The 21,703-nt window shown below is 68.9% G+C and carries 22 protein-coding genes; 14 read left to right on the forward strand and 8 right to left on the reverse strand.

Translation table 11 applies throughout. From position 1 onward, the window contains the following. From AC07EJ_RS07405 to AC07EJ_RS07430, 6 genes are all read left to right on the forward strand, one after another. On the forward strand, nt 1-441 hold a 441-nt coding region (locus AC07EJ_RS07405; RefSeq protein ID WP_478883934.1), incomplete at its 5' end, for a zinc ribbon domain-containing protein. A gap of 597 nt (nt 442-1,038) precedes the next feature. After that, on the forward strand, nt 1,039-1,923 hold the full coding sequence (locus AC07EJ_RS07410; protein WP_478883935.1) for a hypothetical protein: 885 nt from the start codon (nt 1,039-1,041) through the stop codon (nt 1,921-1,923). 147 nt (nt 1,924-2,070) lie between these two features. Continuing rightward, nucleotides 2,071-2,289, forward strand: coding sequence for a hypothetical protein (locus AC07EJ_RS07415; RefSeq protein ID WP_362903540.1), 219 nt, complete (start codon nt 2,071-2,073; stop codon nt 2,287-2,289). Nucleotides 2,290-2,330: 41 nt separating this feature from the next. Next, nucleotides 2,331-2,894 carry a pilus assembly protein TadG-related protein gene (locus AC07EJ_RS07420; protein WP_478884050.1) on the forward strand — a complete coding sequence of 188 codons (564 nt, stop codon included), beginning with the start codon at nt 2,331-2,333 and terminating at the stop codon, nt 2,892-2,894. A 3-nt stretch (nt 2,895-2,897) separates the two neighbouring features. Beyond that, on the forward strand, nt 2,898-3,500 hold the full coding sequence (locus AC07EJ_RS07425) for a hypothetical protein (protein ID WP_389485095.1): 603 nt from the start codon (nt 2,898-2,900) through the stop codon (nt 3,498-3,500). Nucleotides 3,501-3,502: 2 nt separating this feature from the next. Further along, entirely contained in the window at nt 3,503-4,141 is a 639-nt protein-coding gene (locus AC07EJ_RS07430; protein WP_389485097.1) for an OmpA family protein, read from the forward strand. A 143-nt stretch (nt 4,142-4,284) separates the two neighbouring features. On the opposite strand, the gene AC07EJ_RS07435 is transcribed toward AC07EJ_RS07430, so the two are convergent. Further along, nucleotides 4,285-5,586 (reverse strand): cytochrome P450, encoded by a 1,302-nt coding sequence (locus tag AC07EJ_RS07435; RefSeq protein ID WP_389485130.1) that lies wholly within the window; start codon nt 5,584-5,586, stop codon nt 4,285-4,287. Nucleotides 5,587-6,023: 437 nt separating this feature from the next. Continuing rightward, nucleotides 6,024-6,527: a DinB family protein gene (locus AC07EJ_RS07440; RefSeq protein WP_393584698.1), complete on the reverse strand. Its 504-nt coding sequence runs from the start codon at nt 6,525-6,527 to the stop codon at nt 6,024-6,026. Nucleotides 6,528-6,638: 111 nt separating this feature from the next. Here AC07EJ_RS07440 and AC07EJ_RS07445 point away from each other — a divergent pair, with 111 nt between their 5' ends. Next, entirely contained in the window at nt 6,639-7,430 is a 792-nt protein-coding gene (locus AC07EJ_RS07445) for a class I SAM-dependent methyltransferase (protein ID WP_478883936.1), read from the forward strand. Nucleotides 7,431-7,886: 456 nt separating this feature from the next. Here the strand turns inward: AC07EJ_RS07445 and AC07EJ_RS07450 are convergent, their stop codons facing one another. Further along, nucleotides 7,887-8,222: a DUF192 domain-containing protein gene (locus tag AC07EJ_RS07450; RefSeq protein ID WP_393584696.1), complete on the reverse strand. Its 336-nt coding sequence runs from the start codon at nt 8,220-8,222 to the stop codon at nt 7,887-7,889. A gap of 335 nt (nt 8,223-8,557) precedes the next feature. Between AC07EJ_RS07450 and AC07EJ_RS07455 the strand changes: the two genes are divergently transcribed. Further along, nucleotides 8,558-9,076: a hypothetical protein gene (locus tag AC07EJ_RS07455; protein ID WP_478883937.1), complete on the forward strand. Its 519-nt coding sequence runs from the start codon at nt 8,558-8,560 to the stop codon at nt 9,074-9,076. 39 nt (nt 9,077-9,115) lie between these two features. Here AC07EJ_RS07455 and mgrA read toward each other — a convergent pair whose 3' ends face one another. Continuing rightward, a complete protein-coding gene (mgrA, locus tag AC07EJ_RS07460) occupies nt 9,116-10,156 on the reverse strand; it encodes an L-glyceraldehyde 3-phosphate reductase (RefSeq protein WP_389485107.1) in 1,041 nt (346 codons plus the stop codon). 205 nt (nt 10,157-10,361) lie between these two features. On the opposite strand from mgrA, the gene AC07EJ_RS07465 reads away from it, so the two are divergent. From AC07EJ_RS07465 to AC07EJ_RS07480, 4 genes are all read left to right on the forward strand, one after another. Continuing rightward, on the forward strand, nt 10,362-11,123 hold the full coding sequence (locus AC07EJ_RS07465) for an isoprenyl transferase (protein ID WP_362903554.1): 762 nt from the start codon (nt 10,362-10,364) through the stop codon (nt 11,121-11,123). Nucleotides 11,124-11,443: 320 nt separating this feature from the next. Next, complete coding sequence (locus AC07EJ_RS07470; RefSeq protein WP_362903556.1) at nt 11,444-12,763, forward strand: PhoH family protein; 1,320 nt, start codon at nt 11,444-11,446, stop codon at nt 12,761-12,763. Nucleotides 12,764-13,172: 409 nt separating this feature from the next. Next, nucleotides 13,173-13,904, forward strand: coding sequence for an aggregation-promoting factor C-terminal-like domain-containing protein (locus tag AC07EJ_RS07475; RefSeq protein WP_389485110.1), 732 nt, complete (start codon nt 13,173-13,175; stop codon nt 13,902-13,904). 147 nt (nt 13,905-14,051) lie between these two features. Next, nucleotides 14,052-15,488: an AI-2E family transporter gene (locus tag AC07EJ_RS07480; protein WP_389485112.1), complete on the forward strand. Its 1,437-nt coding sequence runs from the start codon at nt 14,052-14,054 to the stop codon at nt 15,486-15,488. Between the two features lie 89 nt (nt 15,489-15,577). On the opposite strand, the gene AC07EJ_RS07485 is transcribed toward AC07EJ_RS07480, so the two are convergent. Both AC07EJ_RS07485 and AC07EJ_RS07490 read right to left on the reverse strand, forming a co-directional pair. Next, nucleotides 15,578-16,108: an alkyl hydroperoxide reductase gene (locus AC07EJ_RS07485; RefSeq protein ID WP_100598183.1), complete on the reverse strand. Its 531-nt coding sequence runs from the start codon at nt 16,106-16,108 to the stop codon at nt 15,578-15,580. Between the two features lie 6 nt (nt 16,109-16,114). Further along, nucleotides 16,115-16,669 carry a peroxiredoxin gene (locus AC07EJ_RS07490; protein ID WP_100598182.1) on the reverse strand — a complete coding sequence of 185 codons (555 nt, stop codon included), beginning with the start codon at nt 16,667-16,669 and terminating at the stop codon, nt 16,115-16,117. Between the two features lie 160 nt (nt 16,670-16,829). Between AC07EJ_RS07490 and AC07EJ_RS07495 the strand changes: the two genes are divergently transcribed. Then, the gene (locus AC07EJ_RS07495) at nt 16,830-17,765 is read left to right on the forward strand and encodes a LysR substrate-binding domain-containing protein (protein ID WP_389485114.1); all 936 of its coding nucleotides are present in this window, start codon (nt 16,830-16,832) and stop codon (nt 17,763-17,765) included. 75 nt (nt 17,766-17,840) lie between these two features. Here the strand turns inward: AC07EJ_RS07495 and AC07EJ_RS07500 are convergent, their stop codons facing one another. After that, nucleotides 17,841-18,113, reverse strand: a complete 273-nt coding sequence (locus tag AC07EJ_RS07500) for a type II toxin-antitoxin system antitoxin (protein ID WP_389485116.1) — start codon at nt 18,111-18,113, stop codon at nt 17,841-17,843. Then, nucleotides 18,110-19,039 (reverse strand): SPFH domain-containing protein, encoded by a 930-nt coding sequence (locus tag AC07EJ_RS07505; RefSeq protein WP_389485119.1) that lies wholly within the window; start codon nt 19,037-19,039, stop codon nt 18,110-18,112. The genes AC07EJ_RS07500 and AC07EJ_RS07505 overlap by 4 nt, the downstream gene beginning before the upstream one ends. A 270-nt stretch (nt 19,040-19,309) precedes the next feature. Here AC07EJ_RS07505 and AC07EJ_RS07510 point away from each other — a divergent pair, with 270 nt between their 5' ends. After that, entirely contained in the window at nt 19,310-21,586 is a 2,277-nt protein-coding gene (locus AC07EJ_RS07510) for a transglycosylase domain-containing protein (RefSeq protein ID WP_389485121.1), read from the forward strand. The last annotated feature ends 117 nt before the right edge of the window (nt 21,587-21,703 follow it).

The raw sequence follows: 21,703 nt of genomic DNA on the forward strand, positions 1-21,703 counted from the left end.
GCGCGGCGCTCGAAGAAGGAGCAGCGGCATGCCACCCACCTGAACCACCGCATCAGCAAGGAGATCGTGTCGGTCGCGCAACGCACCGGTCGCGGTATCGCCGTCGAGGAACTCGACGGGATCCGCGAGCGGGTACGGCTTCGACGCGACCAGCGCGGCACGCTCTCCTCCTGGCCCTTCCACCAGCTCGGCCGGCACCTCGCCTACAAAGCCCAATGGGCCGGGGTGGCTTTCCTCGAGGTGGATCCGGCCTATACCTCGCAGCGCTGCCCGCGCTGCGGCCATACCGAGAAGGCCAACCGGCCCACTCGGGACCACTTTTGTTGTCGCCGGTGCGGTCTCGCTGGACCCGCCGACGTCGTCGCCGGGGTCAACGTGCGCGATCGCGCACGCTCGGCGTGGGCATTCGTCACCATGCCCGTCCCCGCCACCCCCGCATAGCCGGAACCGAAGGGGAGATGCGACCCGTGACCGTCCCGTCGTAGGGGACAGTCGGGAGCGCGACAAGGCGTAAACGACTCGGGGCGAACACGCTCGGTCGTTTACGGCCGAGAAGGTGACCTGTGCACAATGCGGTTGGCGCCAAGAAGTTACGGGCGGGTGCGCGCTGCGCGACGATCCGCCGGGTTCCTCATCAGGAAACTGTTTGACTGGCTCGGACGGGGAGAGCGGCGGCAGTCTCGACTCATTCCCGTCGACCGATACCGGAGCGTTCAAGGCGGTGTGCGCTGCTCAGCGCGCCGTGCGACGGCTTGGGCAAGTGCGGTGCCATGTACGGGAGTTGACTTGAATTGACTGGAGTGAAGCTCGGGGCTGGTGCACAGTGCGACGGCAGTCAGGCGCGCGGGCACCTGCCGTAGCGGCACGCAGGGACCGCATCCGGTCGTTGCTCGTTCGACCCACGCGGGTGTGCCGAATTCGCGCGTCAGTTGAAGCGGCGACGGTGAAGGGCTGCTGTGCGGCGCATCGACTGGCTACAGTGACCGGAGCGATTAGTTGGCACTTGCGAATGGCGCACTGGTCTCCGGGGGATGGGAAGTGGCGACGTCGATGGGCGGCCTGACGATCGGGTGGACGAAGAGCTCGATGCGGGGAGTCCGTGTATCGCTGACTACCGGGATCGGGCTGTTCGCACTCGGCGCCTGCGCCGGTCCGGCGGCGCCGCAGCAACGCCAGGCGGAGAGCGATTCCATCCCGGGCAGCGTGCCCAAGGGGCCGCGGTTCGCGACGGCGGCCGATCTCGCAGGCGCGATGAAAAGGGCCGGGCTCGACTGCGAGGTCGTGCGCAGCCGGGACTACGACGGCAGCTCCACGGCGGACTGTGTCGCGACGGTCGACGGGGTGAAGGTCGAGAGCGAGATCTCGGTCTTCGACCCCGACGTCGCGTCGAAGACGGAGATCGGTAAGTCGATCGAGTCCCGCCGCACGGGGGCGTACGCGCAGACGCTGGTCGCGGCGGGAAACTGGTACATCCGCGTCATGGACCCGCCGTTCGCCCCGGCGATCGCGAAGGCGCTGCACGCGGTGGTCCTGGATGCGAAGGGAAGGGATCCAAAGGGTTGGAGAACCCCCAAGTACCCACTCCCGCACATCTCTTCCACGTCCACCTACAAGAAGGCGGACGCCCTGGCCGACGACTTGGCCGCGTCGGTGGGCTGCTTCCGGCGGGAGACGACGAGCACCGGCAGCATCAAGTGCGAGACGGGAAAGCCGGGTTCGGGGGACTCCAACTGCGCGGTACTGACCCTGCAGCCGACCTACGCACGCCGTGACGCGGCCCTGCGCGAGGCGATCAAGTACCGGGGCGTACCCGCGGAGCTGGTCACCGCGGGCAACTGGACCGTCAACCTCTGCGACACCACCCTCGGCGCGAAGGTCGCCCGCGACCTGGGCGGGGTCGTGGTGGCATACGACGGGCGGTGAAGGGCATGACAGGAAGCGACCAACTTCCGGTCAAGCGCGCGCCGTTAATGTGCGAAACACGGCACAGAGGGTTGCAGTTCCCGTACGTTGCGTATGGTGCCCGGGAGGTTTGGGGCGGCGAGGTCGTGCGGGAACGAAGGGGAAACCGTGCTGAAGGAACGCGTGCTCGGGGTGTGGGTGAAGTGGACCGTGACGGTGGGGGACCGCGTCCGAGGAAGAGGGCGGGATTCCGGGGCGGGGTTTGTGGAGTATGCGGGGTTGATGATTTTGATTGCGGGGATCTTTACGTTGATCGATCAGATCGGCCTCGACGGCATGATCTCCGGAGCGATCCGAGACGCGGTCACCGAAGTCACGGGCGGCTGAACACCGTTCGGCTGCGGGGCGACCGTGGGCAGACCCTGCCCATCTACATCTGGCTGACGGGGATTCTGCTCTTTGCTGCCTTCGCGTTCTTCGCCTTCGCTCAGGCGGCGTCTGCGCGCAACGGTGCTCAGTCGGCTGCCGATGCCGCCGCTCTGGCGGCGGCGCAGGATGCAAGGGGCGATCTCATCGATGGGCTGGGGCAGGCCATCGATCACGGAGACGACTGGCTCGACTGGCTTGCCGGGCAGCAGGAACGCGGGGATGGCGCCGAAGAAGCTGCGAATGTCCTCGCTTCGGAGAACGACGCACGGGTGACCGGATTTGAGGTGGCCGAGGTAAACGGGTATCCGGGCTACCGCGTGAAGGTGGAGTCCCTGGATTCCGTCGGTGATTCGATCATCCCTGGTACGGAATCCGACTACGCCAAGGCCGAGGCGACCGCTGTCATCGAGCCGCGCTGTGAGGTCGCTCCTTCAGCCGACTCGGAGAAGGCGGTGGAGTTCGATTGCGACGGCGGTGAGTCCTTCGACTTCGATCCGGGTGACTTCAAGCCGGGAGACCTTCCCGATGCGGCAACCCTGTTCTCCGTTCATCTGGCCGACTGACTAGTGAAGGAACGCGTTTCGATGAAGATTCGGCAACGCACGGCACTTGCCGCGCTGGCGATCTCGACCGGCCTGGTAGTCACGATGGCCGGCTGCGGCGGTAGCGATGACGGAAAGGCCGAGTCGAAATCCACGGCCTCGGCGAAACAGACGTCCGGCCAAGATAAGGCGGAAGAGAAGCCGTCCTCTTCTCCGTCTTCGGAACAGACGCTGGCCGAGGTCAAAACTAATGGCATCACGCTCACCGTCACCTCCGCGGAGCGTGACCAGGGCGGCTTCCTCACTCTCTCCGGCAAGGTGACCAACGCCAGCGGCAAGTTCTGGAACGCTACCGGCTGGCGAGGTGACGAACACGAACTCCGTACGAACGGATCGTCCCTCGCCGGGGCCTCTGTCGTGGACAAGGCAGGCAAGAAGAAGTACCTCATCCTCCGGGACACCCAAGGGCGCTGCCTCTGCACGAAGTTCGAGGGTGGCGGCGTCGCCGTCGGCCAGTCCGCCGACTGGTACGGCCAGTTCCCTTCGCCGCCCGAAGGTACGACCACGGTCGAGTTCCAGGTCGGCGACATGCCCCCCGCCACCGTAGAAATCTCCGAGGGCGAGTGACCATGCCCCTCACCCGCCGCCTCGTCGCCCTGACCACCGTCGCCCTGATCACCCTCACCGGCAGCGCTTACGCCGACGACCCCGACCCGTCCGGCGCCCCGCCCGGCAGCACCACCACCTCCCCGCCCCCGGACGTCGACTCCAACAGTCCCGGCCTGAAGCTCGCCGACGGTGCCACGCTCGCGCCGGCCAAGGTGCTCGACATCAAGTCCGTCGTCGAGGACCTGTCCGGTGACGAGCGGCGTGAGGACACCAACCAGGACGTGACGTTCGCGCTCCAGGCGGAGGTGCTGTTCCCGAAGGACAGTTCCAAGCTGAACCCGGGCGCCAAGTCCCGGATCCAGGCCATCGCCGACGAGATCAAGGCGCAGAACGCCACGAACGTCCGCGTCTTCGGATTCACGGACGACCTCGGGACGTACGCCCACGGGCTCACGCTCTCGAAGAAGCGCGCTGAGGCCGTGCACGACGTACTCGCGGCAGCACTCGGCTCGCAGGAGCAGGAGCTCACGTTCGAGGTGCGCGGCTACAGCGAGGACTACCCGATCGCCGACAACAACAGCGAAGAGGGCCGCAAGAAGAACCGAAGGGTCGAGGTGTCGTTCCCGAGGGGTGAGCGCGGCACGGGGGATCAGAGCTGACGTTGTCGGCTTCGTTCACCGCCTGGTGCACATCAGTTGGGGCGAGACGGCTTGCTGGGGAGTTCGGCCGCGTGGTCGCAGTGGTCGCAGCCGAAGCCGAGTTCACCCGCGACATGACGCAGCGATTGGCCTCGGGGCGAGTGTCAGACCACGCGTACCGGCAGTGAGTCCACCCCGTACACGATCGACAGCTTGCGGAATTCCAGGTCGCGGGGCTCGACGGCGAGCTTCAACTCCGGGAAGCGGCGGACCAGTTGGGGGAACGCCGCGCGCAGTTCCATCTTGCCGAGTTCGGCTCCGATGCAGCGGTGGATGCCGTAGCCGAACGCGAGGTGGGAGCCGGTGACCTGGCGGGACGGGTCGAAGCTGTCCATGTCCTCGCCGAGGCGCGCGTCGCGGTCGGCCGCGCTGAGGGAGACGAGGACTATGTCCCCGCCCGATATCTGGACCCCGCCGATCTCGACGTCCTCGCGTGCGAAGCGCGGGAACGCGGTCTGGACGACGGTGAGGTGGCGCAGCAGCTCGTCGACGAAGGGCGCGGCGACGGCCTCCGGGTCCTCCGCGTCGCGCAGCGCCGCGAAGTGCTCGGGGTTCTGGAGCAGGATGAGCGTGCCGAGTGCCAGCATGCTCGCGGTGGTCTCCAGGCCGCCGGTGAGGACGCCGTCGGCGAGGCCGGTGAGCTCCTCGTCCGTGATGGAGTCGCCGTATTCGCGTACGAGCATGCCCAGGAGGCCGTCGCCCGGGTTGCGGCGCTGCTCGGCGACGATCCCGCGCAGGTAGTCGAGGGACTGTGACACGGCGCTGAAGGATGCGCCCGCGCCGCCGAACACGTCGAAGCGGGCCACGGAGAACTGCTGGAAGTCGTCCCGGTCCTCGTAAGGGACGCCGAGCAGTTCGCAGATCACCAGGGCGGGCACCGGCATCGCGAAGTGCTCGACGAGGTCCACCGTGCCCGCGCCGTCCGCCGCCTTCGCGAGGTCGGCGAGGCGTTCCTCGACGATGGCGTGGATACGGGGCGTGAGCCGGGAGAGCCGGCGCATCGTGAACTCCGGCGTCAGCATCTTCCGCAGCCGGGTGTGGTCCGGCGGGTCGGTGAAGCCGAGTCCGCCCGGGTTCTGGTCGTCGGTGACACCGGTGTTGCCGACCAGGTTCCGGAAGTCGTTGCTGAAGGCGGACCCGTGGCCCAGTACCGCCTTCGCCTCGTCATATCCCGTGACCAGCCAGACCGTCATGCCGGGGATGGGCAGCCGGCTGACCGGCTCCCGGTCGCGCAGCTCGCCGATCTCGGCCACCGGGTCGAGGCCCTCGCGGCGCAACGGAAGGAGCGCGGCATCGGGCAGCTTCGAGAGGACGGACAGGTCGAGGCCGCCCTTCTTCCGGAGCCGGGCGAAGTAGAGGCGGGTGAGCCAGGCCGCTATCGAGGATCGTGCGGAACGGGCCGCTATCACCGAGCGTGCGGAACGAGCCGCTTCCGCTGGGCGTGCGGAACGAGCCGCTATCGCTGAACGGGCGGAACGAACGGAGCGAATGGAACGATCGGACATGTGCTCGCATTTCGGCGCGGGACGGACGGTGCCGTTACCTGTGTCGGGCAGCGGTGCCCGGAGCGGATCCGCCCAGGGTACGTGGAGAACCCCCGTAGGCCGAGGCAGGGGCGGGCGGTTACCGCCCCTGCCTCTACTTCAGCGGATCGGTCCGGGAACCGTGCGGGAGTTCGGTGAGAGACAGGTGAGAAAGGAGAGGGAGGGGAGAGAGGGGAGAGAGGGGACGGATGGGAGAAAGGGGAGAAAGGGGAGAAAGGGGGACCGGAGCGATCGCGCCCCCGATCCGGGTCATGCTGACGTCCCCCGGTCCGGGTCATGCAGACGTCCCCCGGTCCGGGTCATGCAGACGTCCCCTGGTGATCCCCCGCCGCCCCGTCGATCAGCTCCCGCAGAATGTCGATGTGGCCCGCATGCCGAGCCGTCTCCTCCAGCATGTGGATGAGCACCCACCGCATCGACACCTTCCTGCCGTCCCACGACGTGCCGGTCTCCTCGAGCCCGACCTCGGCGATCACGGCGTCGGCCGCGGCCCGCGCCCGGCCGTAGAAAGCGGTGATGCTCTCCATGGACTCCTCGGGGCCCACCCGCAGGTCCTCGTCCGTCTCCGGGTCGAACCACAGCGGCTCCACCGGCCGCCCGAACGTCTCGCAGAACCAGCCGTACTCGACCGACGCCAGATGCTTGACCAGGCCGAGGAGGCTGTTCCCCGACGGCGACATCGGCCGCCGGGCCTGCTCCTCGTCGAGGCCCTCCAGCTTCCAGGGCACGACGTCGCGGTGCCGGTCGAGCGCCGCCAGCAGACTTTCCTTCTCGTCCCCGGTGTAGGGCACGTGGATTCCCATGCCGGGGAACGTAGCAGCGCCTGCCGACAACGCCCCCTCCCGCGAAGGGCGGACGCCCGGCCGGCACAAAAGCACGTGCCGTCGTGGGAACCCCGCTGCGAACATGGCCCCATGAACAGCACACCCCCCACCCACGCCGGCCGCCCCTTCGACGAACTTGTCGCGGAGGCCGCCGCCGCCCCCGTCGAAGGCTGGGGCTTCTCGTGGTTCGAAGGCCGGGCCACCGAGGAGCGGCCCTCCTGGGGGTACGCGCGGGCCATGGGCGAGCGCATGGGCCGGGCCTCGGCCGGGCTCGACCTTCAGACCGGCGGCGGCGAGGTCCTCGCCTCCGCCCCGAAGCTGCCGCCGCTGATCGCCGCCACCGAGGGCTGGCCGCCCAACGTCGCCAAGGCCTCCGCGCTGCTCGCGCCGCGCGGCGTCGTGGTCGTCGCCTCGCCGGAGGGGGTGCCGCTGCCGTTCGCGGACGGCACCTTCGACCTGGTGACCAGCCGCCACCCGGTGAAGGCCCCGTTCGCCGAGATCGCGCGGGTTCTGGCACCTGGCGGTACGTACTTCGCGCAGCACGTCGGCCCGAGCAGTGTCTTCGAGGTCGTCGAGTTCTTCCTCGGCCCGCAGCCGGAAGAAGTCAGGAACGGCCGTGACCCGGAGGGCGAGCGCGCCGAGGCCGAGGCGGCCGGCCTCGACGTCGTCGACCTGCGCGCCGAGCGCCTGCGCATCGAGTTCTACGACATCGGGGCCGTCGTGCACTTCCTGCGCAAGGTGATCTGGATGGTCCCGGGCTTCACGGTCGATGCGTACCGGCCGCGGCTGCTCGAGTTGCATGAACGGATCGCGGAGGAAGGGCCGTTCGTCGCCCACAGCACCCGCCATCTGATCGAGGCGCGCAAGCCGATCGCCGGGTGAATCGCGGCAATTGATGCGCAAGCGGGAGGAGTTCGCCTGCTTTCTTCGCCTCTTCCGGAGGTCTGGCGTCCAACCGATTCCGCATCGTTATCGACTATGGCTCGATACACGTGTCACCGTCACGTAGGTTCAGACCAAGGTAATTCGCGTGAGCAAAGCTGCGCGGCGGCACCGTGCAGTGGAGGGGGCTGCGCGGTGCCGCGTGCCTTTCCCGGGGCTGCGGTCGCCGGACCTGTCGCGGTCACCGGACCCTCCCGCGAGACGCGCTCCCGGATCGTCGCCCCAGGTTCCCGCGGGACGCGCTCCCGGATCGTCGCCCCAGGTTCCCGTGAGACACGCTCCCGCACCGTCACCCCAGGTTCCCGCGAGACGCGCTCCGGGATCGCACCCCAGGTTCCCGTGAGACGCGCTCCCGCACCGTCACTCCAGGTTCCCGTGAGACGCGCCCCCGCACCGTCACCACCCCCGGATCGTCACCCGAACCCCCCGCCGCACGCCCCACCGGGCCATCGTCCCCGCCTCGGACTCCAGGACACGCCGGGCGCGCAGTCGGGGAAGACCGATCCGCCCCGGCCGCATCGTCCGGACGGCGAGCACCGTGCCACGCCGGTCCAAATACGCCACATCTACGACGAAGCGCATCCCCACGGTGTGCACGCTCGACGACGACGTCAGCAGCAGCGCGCCGTTCACCCCGTCCCGGCCGAGGAGGCCACGCCGCCGTGCAGGTCCCGACTCCGCTATTTCCAGCGGCAGTTCGGTATCGAGCCCCGGGACGGTGAAGGTCGCCATGGGTGCGCAGCCAACCTCCGGGCCGCTCCGGCGTCAAGCGCGCGTTCGTCGCGCGGCTCACCCTTGAGGGGGGCGTCCGGACACGCCGCAAGCCGGGGAAACCGTTGCGAAACCACGCCCGAAGCGGCCGGAAACAGACCTCCAGCCGTCGCCGGGTGACTTCGGAGAGTAGTTGTGGCACGCCGATGCACCCACCATCACTTACGAAGGGTTATGGTGGAAACCCCCCCTCGGGCCGGTCCGTCTCCCCCCCACGGACCGGCCCGTTTTTTGTCTCCGACCGGGCCGTGCGCATACGCCCCCGGGGTTCCGGCGCCGGGATTAGAGTCCGCGGCATGCCGAACGACTATCCGCACCAGGCGCCGCCCACCACTCCCGGCCCGTACGGCGATCAGGGTCAGCACGGCGCTCCCGTCCCTTATGTCCCGGGCCCCTACAACGCCCCGGGACCGTACGGGGGAAACCCGCACTTCGCCCCCGCGCCGCCCCTGAGCATGCCGTCCTCGCTCCGCGCCGCCCGGACGACCACGTACGTCATGGTCGGCCTCGCCCTCCTCGCCTCTGTGGCCGTCGGTGTGACGGAGGGGGCGCGGGGCGCCGGCGCCGCGTTCGGCGGGAACATCTTCGGCGTCGTGCTGCTGGTCCTCGCCTGCTTCTACGGGAGGGCGGGCCGCGGGCTGCGCGTCACGTCCCTCGTCATCGCGGGCGTGCAGATCCTGCTCGGCCTGAGCGCAACGCTGCGCGGCAACATCGGTGGGCCCATCGCGCTCGTCGGGGCCGTCGTCATGGTCGTCCTGCTCAGCCAGGCGAGCGTGGGCGCGTGGTTCCGCAGGCCGCGCGCCCACGGCGCGTAGTGCGCCGGGCGCGCGGCCCGCGGAACGGAACGGGAGGCGTCAGCTCCGTCCGGCCCAGATGTTCGTGCCCGGGGTCGACACCGCGAACGAGTCGATTTCGGACAGCTCTTCGTCGGTGAGCTTGGGGCCCTTGAGGGCGGCCACGTTCTCCTCGAGCTGGCGGACGCTGGAGGCGCCGATCAGAGCCGACGTCATCCGCTCGTCCCGCAGCACCCAGTTGAGCGCGAGCTGCGCGAGGGACTGGCCGCGGCGCTGGGCGATGTCGTTCAGCCCGTTCAGCCGGCGGATCACCTCGGAGTCGCCCGCGAGACCCGGGTCGAGGGACTTGCCCTGCGTGGCGCGCGACCCCTCCGGGATCCCCTTCAGGTACTTGTCCGTGAGCAGGCCCTGCGCGAGCGGCACGAAGGAGATGCAGCCCATGCCGGCCGTCTCCAGCGTGTCGAGCAGGCCGTCGTCCTCGGTCCAGCGGTTGATCATCGAGTACGAGGGCTGGTGGATGAGCGCCGGGACGCCCATCTCCTTCAGCAGGCGCGCCGCCTCGGCGGTCTGCTCGCTGTTGTACGAGGACACACCCACGTACAGCGCCTTGCCCTGCTGCACGGCGGACGCGAGCGCGCCCATCGTCTCCTCGAGCGGGGTGTCCGGGTCGAAGCGGTGGGAGTAGAAGATGTCGACGTAGTCGAGGCCCATCCGCGACAGGGACGCGTCGAGGGACGACAGCAGGTACTTGCGGCTGCCCCACTCCCCGTACGGGCCCGGGTGCATGAGGTAGCCCGCCTTGGTGGAAATCACCAGCTCGTCCCGGTACGGGGCGAAGTCCTGGGCGAACATCTTGCCGAAGTTCAGCTCGGCGGACCCGGGGGGCGGCCCGTAGTTGTTCGCCAGGTCGAAGTGGGTGACACCGATGTCAAAAGCGCGGCGGAGGATCTCCCGCTGCGAGTCCAGGGTGCGGTCGTCACCGAAGTTGTGCCACAGGCCGAGCGAGATCGCGGGCAGCTTGAGACCGCTGCGGCCGGAGCGCCGGTACTCCATCGAGTCGTAGCGGTCCGCGGCGGCGCGGTACGAAGACGTGTCGTTCATGGGTACGAAGCTACGTCAGAGCACCGACAGCCCACAGCATCGGAGCACGGCTGCCCCGCAGGGCTGGAGTACGGCTGCCCCGCAGGGCCGGAGCACGGCTGCCCCGCAGAGCCGGAGCACGGCCACCCCACAGAGAGGGCGACGCCTCACAGCGGTAGGCTTTCGCCCTCGGGGACTGCCGTCTGCACGGAGGGGCTGAAAGACAGTGAACCTGCGCGACCTGGTGTACGGACTTTACGCACGCCGGGTGGAAGGCCGTCTCGACCACGACCAGGTGCCCAAACACATCGGGGTCATCCTCGACGGGAACAGGCGCTGGGCGAAGGCCTCCGGTGGCACTGCGGCGCAGGGCCACCAGGCCGGCGCGTACAAGATCGAGGAGTTCCTCGGTTGGTGTGCCGAGACGGACGTCGAGGTCGTCACCCTCTGGATGCTGTCGACGGACAACTTCGACCGTCCCGAGGAGGAGCTGAGGCCGCTCCTCGGCATCATCGAGGAGACCGTCCGCAGCCTCGCCGTCGACGGCCGCTGGCGCGTCCACCACGTCGGCACCCTCGACCTTCTCCCGGCCCGCACCCAGACCGTCCTTAAGGAGGCCGAGCAGGCCACCGCCGACAACACGGGGATACTCGTGAACGTCGCGGTCGGCTACGGCGGCCGCCAGGAGATCGCCGACGCGGTGCGCTCCCTGCTGCTCGACCACGCGGACAAGGGCACCAGCCTCGAGGAGATCGCCGAGAGCGTCGACATCGACCAGATCTCGAAGCACCTCTACACCAGCGGGCAGCCCGACCCCGACCTCGTCATCCGTACGAGCGGCGAGCAGCGTCTGTCCGGATTCATGCTCTGGCAGTCGGCCCATTCGGAGTATTACTTCTGCGAAGTTTTCTGGCCCGCCTTCCGCAAGGTGGACTTCCTGCGCGCGCTGCGCGACTACGCCGCACGTCACAGGCGTTACGGCGGCTGACCTCAGGGACGTACGTCATCAGGAGTTAACGCGCGCGCCGTCATATGCCGTGGCATGGCCGCGCGTGTTCGAGGGAATAAGCCTTCCAGGTCGATGTCCGATTCACGGACGTCGAGTCTCAGCGGACGGCACGGGGCTGTCCGCCCGGGAGGCCCTTTGCGCCAGGACGACCACGCGGGCAGCACCTGTTCCGCTGGAGAGGCTGGGGGCCGGTCCACGGCCCATGCATCGCGGCCGTCGACCGGCGGGTACGACCCGCCCCGCCCGGCCCTGGATCCCTCTGTCGCTCCCCGACCTCATCCGAGGGGGTACGTCCTTCCGTGGTGACCAGCAACAAGCGCCAGCCCGACCGGCGCACTTATGTTCTCGACACCAGCGTCCTGCTGGCCGACCCGAACGCCCTGACCAGGTTCGACGAGCACGAAGTGGTGCTCCCGATCGTCGTGGTCACGGAACTGGAGGCCAAGCGGCACCATCCGGAGCTCGGATACTTCGCCCGGCAGGCCCTGCGCCTGCTCGACGACTTCCGTATCCGGCACGGACGCCTGGACGCCCCGATCCCCATCGGCGATCTGGGCGGGTCCCTGCGCGTCGAGCTCAACCACTCGGATCCGGGCGTCCTCCCGGCGGGTTACCGCCTGGGGGACAACGACTCCCGCATCCTCGCCGTCGCCCGCAACCTCCAGGCCGAGGGGTACGACGTCACCGTCGTCTCCAAGGACCTGCCGCTGCGCATCAAGGCGTCGTCGGTGGGCCTGCTCGCCGAGGAGTACCGCGCAGAGCTCGCCATCACGGACTCCGGCTGGACCGGGATGTCCGAGCTGCGGCTCTCCGGTGAGCAGGTGGACCTCCTCTTCGAGGAGGAGAGCCTGTACGTGCCGGAGGCGGCGGAACTGCCCGTCCACACCGGCCTCACCATCCAGTCCGAGCGCGGCAAGGCGCTCGGCAGGATCACGGCCGAGGGCAACGTCCGTCTGGTGCGCGGTGATCGCGAGGCGTTCGGCATCAAGGGCCGCAGCGCCGAGCAGCGCATCGCGCTCGATCTGCTCCTCGACCCGGACATCGGGATCCTGTCGATGGGCGGCCGGGCCGGCACCGGCAAGTCGGCGCTCGCGCTGTGCGCGGGCCTCGAAGCGGTGCTCGAACGGCGCCAGCACCAGAAGGTGATGGTCTTCCGCCCGCTGTACGCGGTGGGCGGCCAGGAGCTCGGCTATCTGCCCGGCACCGAGGCCGAGAAGATGGGCCCGTGGGCGCAGGCGGTCTTCGACACGCTGGGATCCGTCGCCGGCAAGGCGGTCATCGAGGAGGTCACCGCGCGCGGCATGCTGGAGGTCCTGCCGCTGACCCACATCCGCGGCCGCTCCCTGCACGACGCGTTCGTGATCGTGGACGAGGCCCAATCCCTCGAACGGAACGTCCTTTTGACCGTTCTGTCGCGGATCGGGGCGAATTCACGGGTCGTTCTCACGCACGACGTGGCGCAGCGCGACAACCTTCGGGTCGGCCGGTACGACGGAGTGGTCGCCGTCGTCGAAAAGCTCAAGGGGCACCCGCTGTTCGCGCACGTCACGCTGACGCGGTCGGAGCGTTCGCAGATCGCGGCCCTGGTCACCGAGATGCTGGAGGAGGGGCCCCTGTGATGAGAGAGCGAGCGAAGCGCCCCATCTTGTAGGGGTTGCACGGTAGTTGGCGCCGCCCGGCGAAGCGCAGGAGCTTAGCCGGGCGGCGTTGTGCCGTGCGCTTGTTTCCGCGAAACCGCTGGGGCAAACGAGGTGTGAGCTTTCCCACTTGGATGAGAATTGCCTTGAGGCAACCGCGTCCGGCAGAGTCTCAGTCCTGTCAGGCCCCGCATACGACACTTGTGCATCCACAGCATTACGAGCACCACAGACACCAGAACTTCACAGAGGCCGTCGTATGCCGCCCGAGCACCACGCGGCGCTCCCTTAGCGGGAGTTGCCCACCGGGCCCGTGTCTCCCGTGACCCCGCAGTTGGGAGGCCAGCGTCAGGGGCACGATTGCGTCCGCGAGGGTCACCTACAGCGGGCGATGCTGGAAGGAAACCGTGTGAGCCGGATTTCGGTCCGGGGATTCGCAGTGGCTTCGGCCACCGCGGTCACCACAGTCGGCGCAGTCGTGGGTGTTGCCTCGGGCAGCACCGCTCAGCCCTCCACCAACGAGGCTGAGGCCACGGCGAGCGACGCGACCCTCCTCGCCGACATACCCGCGGGCCAGCAGGCCCAGGTGCAGACCGCCACGCTGACGCAGCAGGCGGAGACGCAGGCCATCGCCGCGGACAACGCCGCTCAGAAGTCGGCGGAGGAAGCGGCCCGTAAGAAGGCCGCCGAGGACGCCGTCGCCAAGCAGAAGGCGGCTGCCGACGCCAAGGAGAAGGCGGAGCAGGAGGCGAAGGAGCGCGCGGAGGCCAAGAAGGTCGCCAGCCGCTCGGCCACCCGCGACGCCTCCAGCTTCGCCACGCAGGCCTCTTACTCGGCGTCGCAGATACAGGCGATGGCGCGTCAGATGGTCCCCGCCGGCCAGTTCCAGTGCTTCAGCAACATCGTGGACCACGAGTCCAGCTGGAACTACCAGGCGACCAACGCCTCCTCCGGCGCCTACGGTCTCTTCCAGGCGCTGCCCGCGTCCAAGTACTCCTCCGCGGGCGCCGACTGGCAGACCAACCCGGCCACCCAGATCAAGTGGGGCCTCAACTACATGGACAGCCGCTACGGCAGCCCGTGCGAGGCCTGGTCCTTCTGGCAGGCCAACCACTGGTACTAGAAGCCGGTACAGCTTCATGACGGGCCCCTGGCCCGTCAACCTTCCTGAGCCCCTCGCCGTCCTACGGTGAGGGGCTCAGGCCATGTACGGTCGGAGCCGACGACTCCCGGGGGAGTGGTGAGAGAGCACGGGGGAAGAGGACGGATCATGTCGCGAGTTCCAGGATGGCTCGGTCGGCTCGGCAATGGGATCAGCCGGATGGGGGAGCGGTTGGACGAGCGCCGCGCCGAGGCCGAGCGTGAGGCCCGCGCGGACGACTCCGTTCCGGATGCCACCACCGGTCCGGCCCCTCATCACCCCCCTCGCCCTCCTCACGCCCCTGACACGGCCGACACCGCCGAGGCATCCGCGGCCCCGGCAGCGTCCCAAGTGCCGGGCACCCTGCCGGAGAACGGCGGCGGCGACCACGTACCCCCGCCGCCCGCGTACGCGCCCGCCATAGCGGCCAGGCCCGACCCCGTCGCTGCCGTGCCGTGGGGGATGCGGGTCGCGGCCGAGGCCAGCTGGCGGCTGCTCGTCCTCGCGGGCACCCTCTGGGTCCTGATGAGGGTCATCAGCGCCGTACAGCTCGTGGTGTTCGCCTTCGTCGCCGCCATGCTCATCACCGCGCTGCTCCAGCCCACGGTCGCCCGGCTCAGGAAGCGCCGCGTGCCGCGGGGCCTGGCGACCGCGCTCACCGCGATCCTCGGCTTCGTCGTCATGGGGCTCGTCGGCTGGTTCGTGGTCTGGCAGGTCCAGGAGAACATCGACAACCTCTCGGACCAGATCCAGGACGGCATCGACGAGCTGCGCAGATGGCTGCTCAACAGCCCGTTCCATGTGACCGAGAGCCAGATCAACGAAATCGCCAAGTCCCTGCGCGACGCGGTCGGCGCCAACACCGACCAGATCACGTCCGCGGGCCTCGAAGGCGTCACCGTCATCGTCGAGGCGCTCACCGGCATCCTGCTCACGATGTTCTCGACGCTGTTCCTGCTCTACGACGGCCGGCGCATCTGGGATTGGACCCTCAAGCTCGTCCCGGCGCAGGCGCGCCCCGGCATCGCGGGTGCGGGACCGCGGGCGTGGCGCACGCTCACCGCGTATGTGCGCGGCACGGTGATAGTCGCGCTCATCGACGCCATCTTCATCGGGCTCGGCATCTTCTTCCTCGGCGTCCCGATGGCGGTGCCGCTCGCCGTCTTCATCTTCCTGTTCGCGTTCATCCCGCTGGTGGGCGCCGTGATTTCGGGAGCGCTCGCGGTGGTCGTGGCGCTGGTGACCCAGGGCGTCTTCACGGCCGTCATGACGCTCGCGGTGGTACTGGCCGTGCAGCAGATCGAGGGGCACATCCTCCAGCCGTTCATCCTGGGCCGGGCCGTGCGGGTGCATCCGCTCGCGGTGGTGCTGTCCGTGGCGGCCGGCGGGATGGTCGCCGGGATCGGCGGGGCCGTGGTGGCGGTGCCGCTCGTGGCCGTGACGAACACGGTCGTCGGCTATCTGCGCTCGTACTCGCGTGAGGCGGCGCTGCGGCAGATGCCTCCGCCGCACGGGGCGACCGCCGTCGACGTGGCGCCGGTCGATCCCACCGCCCCGAAGACCTGAGGCTCCGGACACACGACAACGCCGGGCGGGCTGAATTTCCTTCAGCCCGCCCGGCGTTCTCGTAAGCGACTACGGAGGTGATCCGTCCGTCAGGACAGGACGTCCTCGGAGTCCAGGGTGACGCCCACGGCCTGGATCACCGCGGCGATCTTGAAGGCCTCCTGGATCGTCTCGCGGTCGACGCCCGCCTTGCGCAGCACCTGCTCGTGCGAGTCGAGGCACTGGCCGCAGCCGTTGATCGCGGAGACCGCGAGGGACCACAGCTCGAAGTCGACCTTCTCGACACCCGGGTTGCCGATGACGTTCATCCGCAGACCGGCGCGCAGCGTCCCGTACTCCGGGTCGGAGAGCAGGTGGCGCGTGCGGTAGAAGACGTTGTTCATCGCCATGACGGCGGCGGCCGACTTGGCGGCGGTGTACGCCTCCGGCGACAGGTTCGCCTTCGCCTCGGGCTCCAGCTCGCGCAGGACGCGCGGGGAGCGGGACGCGATCGCGCAGGCGAGCACGGTGCCCCACAGCTGCTGCTGCGGCAGGTCCGAGTTGCCGATGACCGAGCCGAGGTTCAGGCGCAGGTCCTTGGCGTAGTCCGGGACAGCGGACTTCAGTTCGTCGAGAGCCATGTCAGATCACTCGCCCGACAGGAGCGCGACCGGGTCGAGGGTGTTCTCGCCCTTGGTCCAGTTGCACGGGCACAGCTCGTCGGTCTGCAGGGCGTCGAGGACCCGCAGGACCTCCTTGGGGTTACGGCCCACGGAACCGGCGGTCACCATCGTGAACTGGATCTCGTTGTTCTGGTCGACGATGAAGACGGCGCGCTGCGCGAAGCCGTCCTCGCCCTCGATGCCGAGGTCACGCATGAGCTCGTGCTTCGAGTCGGCGAGCATCGGGAAGGGCAGGTCGGTCAGGTCCGGGTGGTCCTTGCGCCAGGCGTGGTGCACGAACTCGGAGTCGCCGGAGAAGCCGAGGATCTGGGCGTCACGGTCGGCGAACTCGTCGTTCAGCTTGCCGAACGCGGCGATCTCGGTCGGGCACACGAAGGTGAAGTCCTTGGGCCACGCGAAGACGATCTTCCACTTGCCCTCGTAGGTCTTGTGGTCGATCTGCTCGAACTCCTTGCCCTTCTCCAGGGAGACACAGGCAGTCAGATCGAACTGGGGGAACTTGTCACCGACAGTGAGCACGCACTACTCCTTGCAGCATGGAGGGGCCCTTTTTGAGGGCTTTCCAAGGGGGTTGGACAGGGCCCGATCGTGGCACAGGGTGCATTGATTACGGAAATAGCTAGACTCGGTCGTGTTGATCGGACTCGGCTATCAGTAGCCGTAAGTAAAGGGAGTGACCATGGCCGGCACCAAGCGGCGGCAGCCGAGCCTCGCGCAGCTGCGGGCCTTCGCCGCCGTCGCCGAGCATCTGCACTTCCGGGACGCGGCCGCCGCGATCGGCATGAGCCAGCCCGCGCTCTCCGGCGCCGTGTCCGCCCTGGAGGAGTCCCTCGGCGTGACCCTCCTCGAACGCACGACGCGCAAGGTGCTGCTCTCGCCCGAGGGCGAGCGGCTCGCGGTGCGCGCGAAGGCCGTGCTCGACGAGGTGGGCGCGCTGATGGAGGAGGCCGAGGCGGTACGGGCGCCGTTCACGGGAGCGCTCCGGCTCGGCGTCATCCCCACCGTCGCGCCCTACCTGCTACCGGCCGTCCTGCGCCTCGTCCACGAGAAGTACCCGGATCTGGACCTCCAGGTCCACGAGGAGCAGACGGCGTCCCTGCTGGAAGGGCTCGCGGCGGGGCGGCTCGACCTGCTGCTCCTCGCCGTGCCGCTCGGGATGCCCGGCGTCACCGAACTGCCCCTGTTCGACGAGGACTTCGTGCTCGTCACGCCGCTCGACCACTGGCTCGGGGGCCGCGAGGGCATCCCGCGCGAGGCGCTGCGCGAGCTGCGGCTCCTGCTGCTCGACGAGGGGCACTGCCTGCGTGACCAGGCTCTCGACATCTGCCGCGAGGCCGGCCGCGCGGACGCCCCGGTGACCACTACGGCCGCCGGCCTGTCCACGCTGGTCCAACTCGTGGCGGGCGGGCTCGGCGTGACGCTGCTGCCGCGCACGGCGCTCGCCGTGGAGACCAGCCGCAGCAGCCAGCTGCTCACCGGGTTCTTCGAGGACCCGGCGCCCACCCGTCGCATCGCCCTCGCCATGCGGACGGGTGCCGCGCGCGGTGCGGAGTACGAGGAGCTGGCCGCGGCGCTGCGCAAGGCGGTGCGGCCGCTGCCGGTACGGGTGTTGTGACCCCCGGCCTCGGCCCTTGGTCCCGGAGGTCTCAGTCCTTGGTTCCCGAGGGCCTCGGCCCTTGGTGACGGTCCCTCACTCCGCCGCGTCCCCCGTGGACCCCTTCGGTGGCCGCCCCCGCCGCGGCAGCGGCCCCGTCGAGCCGGGCAGCCGCCCGGCCTCCGCGAGAGCGCGCCGCAGCAGGAACTCGATCTGCGCGTTCGCCGAGCGCAGGTCGTCCCCGGCCCAGCGCGCGAGCGCGTCGTACACGAGAGGGTCGAGCCGCAGCAGTACCTGCTTGCGCTGCGGCCGCGACCGGCGTGCGGGGGCCCCGGAAGGCTCCTCGTGCGCCTCGTCCGAGGGGCTCACTGGTAGAGCGTTCCCGTGTTCAGGACCGGCTGGGCGGCACGGTCGCCGCACAGGACCACGAGTAGATTGCTGACCATGGCGGCCTTGCGCTCCTCGTCGAGCGCCACGAAGTCCTGCTCCGTGATCCGGGCGAGCGCGTCCTCGACCATGCCGACCGCGCCGTCCACGATGAGCCGCCGCGCCGCGACCACGGCGCCCGCCTGCTGGCGCTGGAGCATGGCCGAGGCGATCTCGGGGGCGTACGCGAGGTGCGTGAACCGGGACTCGATGATCTGCACGCCCGCGGTCTCCACGCGCGCGTGGAGCTCGACGGCGAGCTTCTCGGTGATCTCCTCGGCGTTGCCGCGCAGCGAGAGGCCGGCCTCGTCGTGCGCGTCGTAGGGGTACTCGATGGCGATGTGCCGCACGGCGGCCTCGGTCTGCGTGGCGACGAACTCCAGGAAGTTGTCGACCTCGAAGGTGGCCTGCGCCGTGTCCTCGACGCGCCACACGACGACGGCGGCCAGCTCGATCGGGTTGCCGTAGGCGTCGTTGACCTTGAGGACGGCCGTCTCGTGGTTGCGTACGCGGGTCGAGATCTTGGTGCGGGACGTCAGCGGGTTCACCCACCGCAGGCCGTCCTCGCGGATCGTGCCCCGGTAGCGGCCGAAGAGCTGGACGACGCGGGCCTCACCCGGCGCCACCATGTTCAGCCCGCACATCGCGAAGAACGCGGCTATCGCGACCACGACGCCGAGCACGATCAGCCCCGCCTTCGCGCCGGCCGACGACATCGACGCGCCGGTCGCGATAAGCGCGACGCCGGCGAAGAGGCCGAGCAGGCCGAGCAGCAGGGCGAGCCCGCCGCCGATGCTGTGAGCGACGACCTCCTTGACGCGGGGCTTGGGCATCTCGGGTACGTCGGATGTGGTGTCCGTCTCGGACATAAGGGTCCCCGTTCCTGTGAGCTGGCGGTTCTCGCGAACCAGGTCTAGCAAAGTGATATCACTTTACCCAATGCGGCAACCATCTGCACCTCCCGATCGTCGGTTCTCATGGGCTTAGGTGCTGATTGTCACGTCCGGAAATGCCCGGATCGGCAGTCTTTTGCCCTTAGGTGCGGTGTTAGCTTCATGAGCTGATTCAGCACTGATGAGCGTGAAGTGCGCAGTGGGCGCGCGGACGCGCCAGCGACTAGAAGCGGAGTAACGGGAGCCATGGGTCGAGCGGAAGCGAGACGAGCACGGCAGCGCGGCGGCGCGCGCCGGGCGGCGCGCGGGGGCTCGTCCACCCGGCGGACGGGTATACGCCGCTTCTTCACCTGGAAGAAGATCCTCGGCACGTTCCTCGGCCTGTGCCTGCTCGGCATGGGCGCGTTCATCGTGCTGTACATGGTCATCGACGTGCCCGAGGGCAACCCGGACGCGATGCGGCAGAGCAACGTCTACAAGTACAGCAACGGCGACACCATGGCCCGTGTCGGCCAGGTCAACCGCGAGATCGTCGGTCTCTCCGAGGTGCCCACGGGTGTGCAGCACACCTTCGTCGCCGCTGAGAACAAGACGTTCTACAAGGACAAGGGCGTCGACCTGAAGGGCACCGCCCGCGGCGTGATCAACACGGTCACCGGCAAGGGCAAGCAGGGTGGTTCGACGATCACCCAGCAGTACGTGAAGAACTACTACCTCACGCAGGACCAGACCGTCACGCGCAAGCTGAAGGAACTGGTCATCTCGCTGAAGGTGGACCGCAAGAAGTCCAAGGACGACATCCTCGCGGGCTATATCAACACCAGCTTCTACGGCCGCAGTTCGTGGGGCATCCAGGCCGCCGCCCAGGCCTACTACGGCGTCGACGCCAAGAAGCTGACCGTCGCGCAGGGCGCGTATCTCGCCGCGCTCCTCCAGGCTCCGAACCAGTACGACTGGGGCATCGCCTCGGACACCGGCAAGAAGCTCGCCAAGGAGCGCTGGAACTACGTCCTGGACAACATGGTCGACATGCACTGGCTCAGCGCGAGCGAGCGCGAGGGCATGACGTTCCCCAAGCCGAAGGCGCCGAAGGCCGCCGCCGGGCTCGAGGGCCAGGAGGGCTACCTCTACACCGCCGCCAAGGCCGAGGTGATGAAGGACCTGAACCTCACCGAGGCGCAGTTCGATGCGGGCGGCTACACGGTCACCCTCAACATCGACCGCAAGAAGCAGAAGCAGCTGGAGAAGTCGGTCAGGCAGCAGTTGACCGACAACCTGGACCCCAAGACCAAGAAGGCCGACTCCCGGGTACAGGCAGGTGCCGCCTCCGTCGACCCGAAGACCGGCAAGGTGCTGGCGCTGTACGGCGGTGAAGGGCTCAGCGAGCACTACGTCAACAACGCGACCCGCACCGACTACCAGCCGGCCTCCACCTTCAAGCCGCTGATCCTCGCGGCCGCCCTGGAGAACAGCGCCACGACGCAGACCGGGCAGTCGATCGAGGCGAGCACGATCTACGACGGCACCAACAAGCGGCCGGTCGTCAGCGACGGCAAGAAGGTCGGCTTCGCGCCGCCGAACGAGGACGACCACAGCTACGGCCCGGTCACCGTGCAGACCGCCATGAACAAGTCCATCAACTCCGTCTTCGCGCAGATGGGCGTCGATGTCGGCATGGACCAGGTCATGGCGACGGCCAAGAAGCTCGGCATGGACGACGCCGACCTCAAGCCGTACCCGGCGCAGACCCTGGGCACCATGGGCGCGAGCCCGATGGAGATGGCCGGCGTCTATGCGACGCTCGACAACCACGGCAAGCAGGTCACTCCGCAGATCGTGAAGTCCGTGTCCAAGCAGGGCTCGGACGTACCGCTGCCGGACGCGATCGGCAACCAGGTGATCAGCCGCGGCGCCGCGGACTCGGTCACCTCGGTCCTGACCGGCGTGGTCGACGACGGTACGGCGAAGACGTCGGTGCGTGACAACCCGGCCCGGAACGGGCAGAAGGTGGCGGGCAAGACCGGTACCTCCGACGACAACAAGTCGGCCTGGTTCACCGGCTACACGCCGGATCTGGTCACCTCGGTGGGCCTGTTCGGCGAGGGCGCTCTGAAGACCTCGGAGGCGGGCAACCAGGTGCCGATGAAGGGCGCCGGCGGGCTGCCCCGCGTCGACGGCGGCAGCTTCCCGGCCCGCATCTGGGCCCAGTACACCTTCAACTCGTCCAGCTCCACCGCCGAGTTCGACCTCGACACGGACATGGGCGCGGCTGTTGAGGTGCCGTCCACCCCGCAGGACACCCCGAGTGCCCCCGAGTCCACCCCGGAGAACACGCCGAGCGCTCCCGAGTCCACCCCCGAGGACACTCCGAGCGCCCCGGAGTCGACCCCCGAGTCCACCCCGCCGACCGACGATCCGTCAGGCGGCGTCACGCCCCCGACCGACCCGTCGTCGCCGACCTTCGGGATCCCGGAGAACCCCGACGACTCGAGCAGCAACAGACCACGCGGCTTGACCGGCTGACAGTGACGCACGCGAGTGGGGCCGGAACCGTACGGTTGCGGGGCCACTCGCCAATGCGGGGTCAGGGGATTGTTTGGTGGTGGCCCGGGGGTTCACGCCCGGGGGGTTTTTCCTACA

Source organism: Streptomyces sp. NPDC045026 (genome assembly GCF_056432625.1).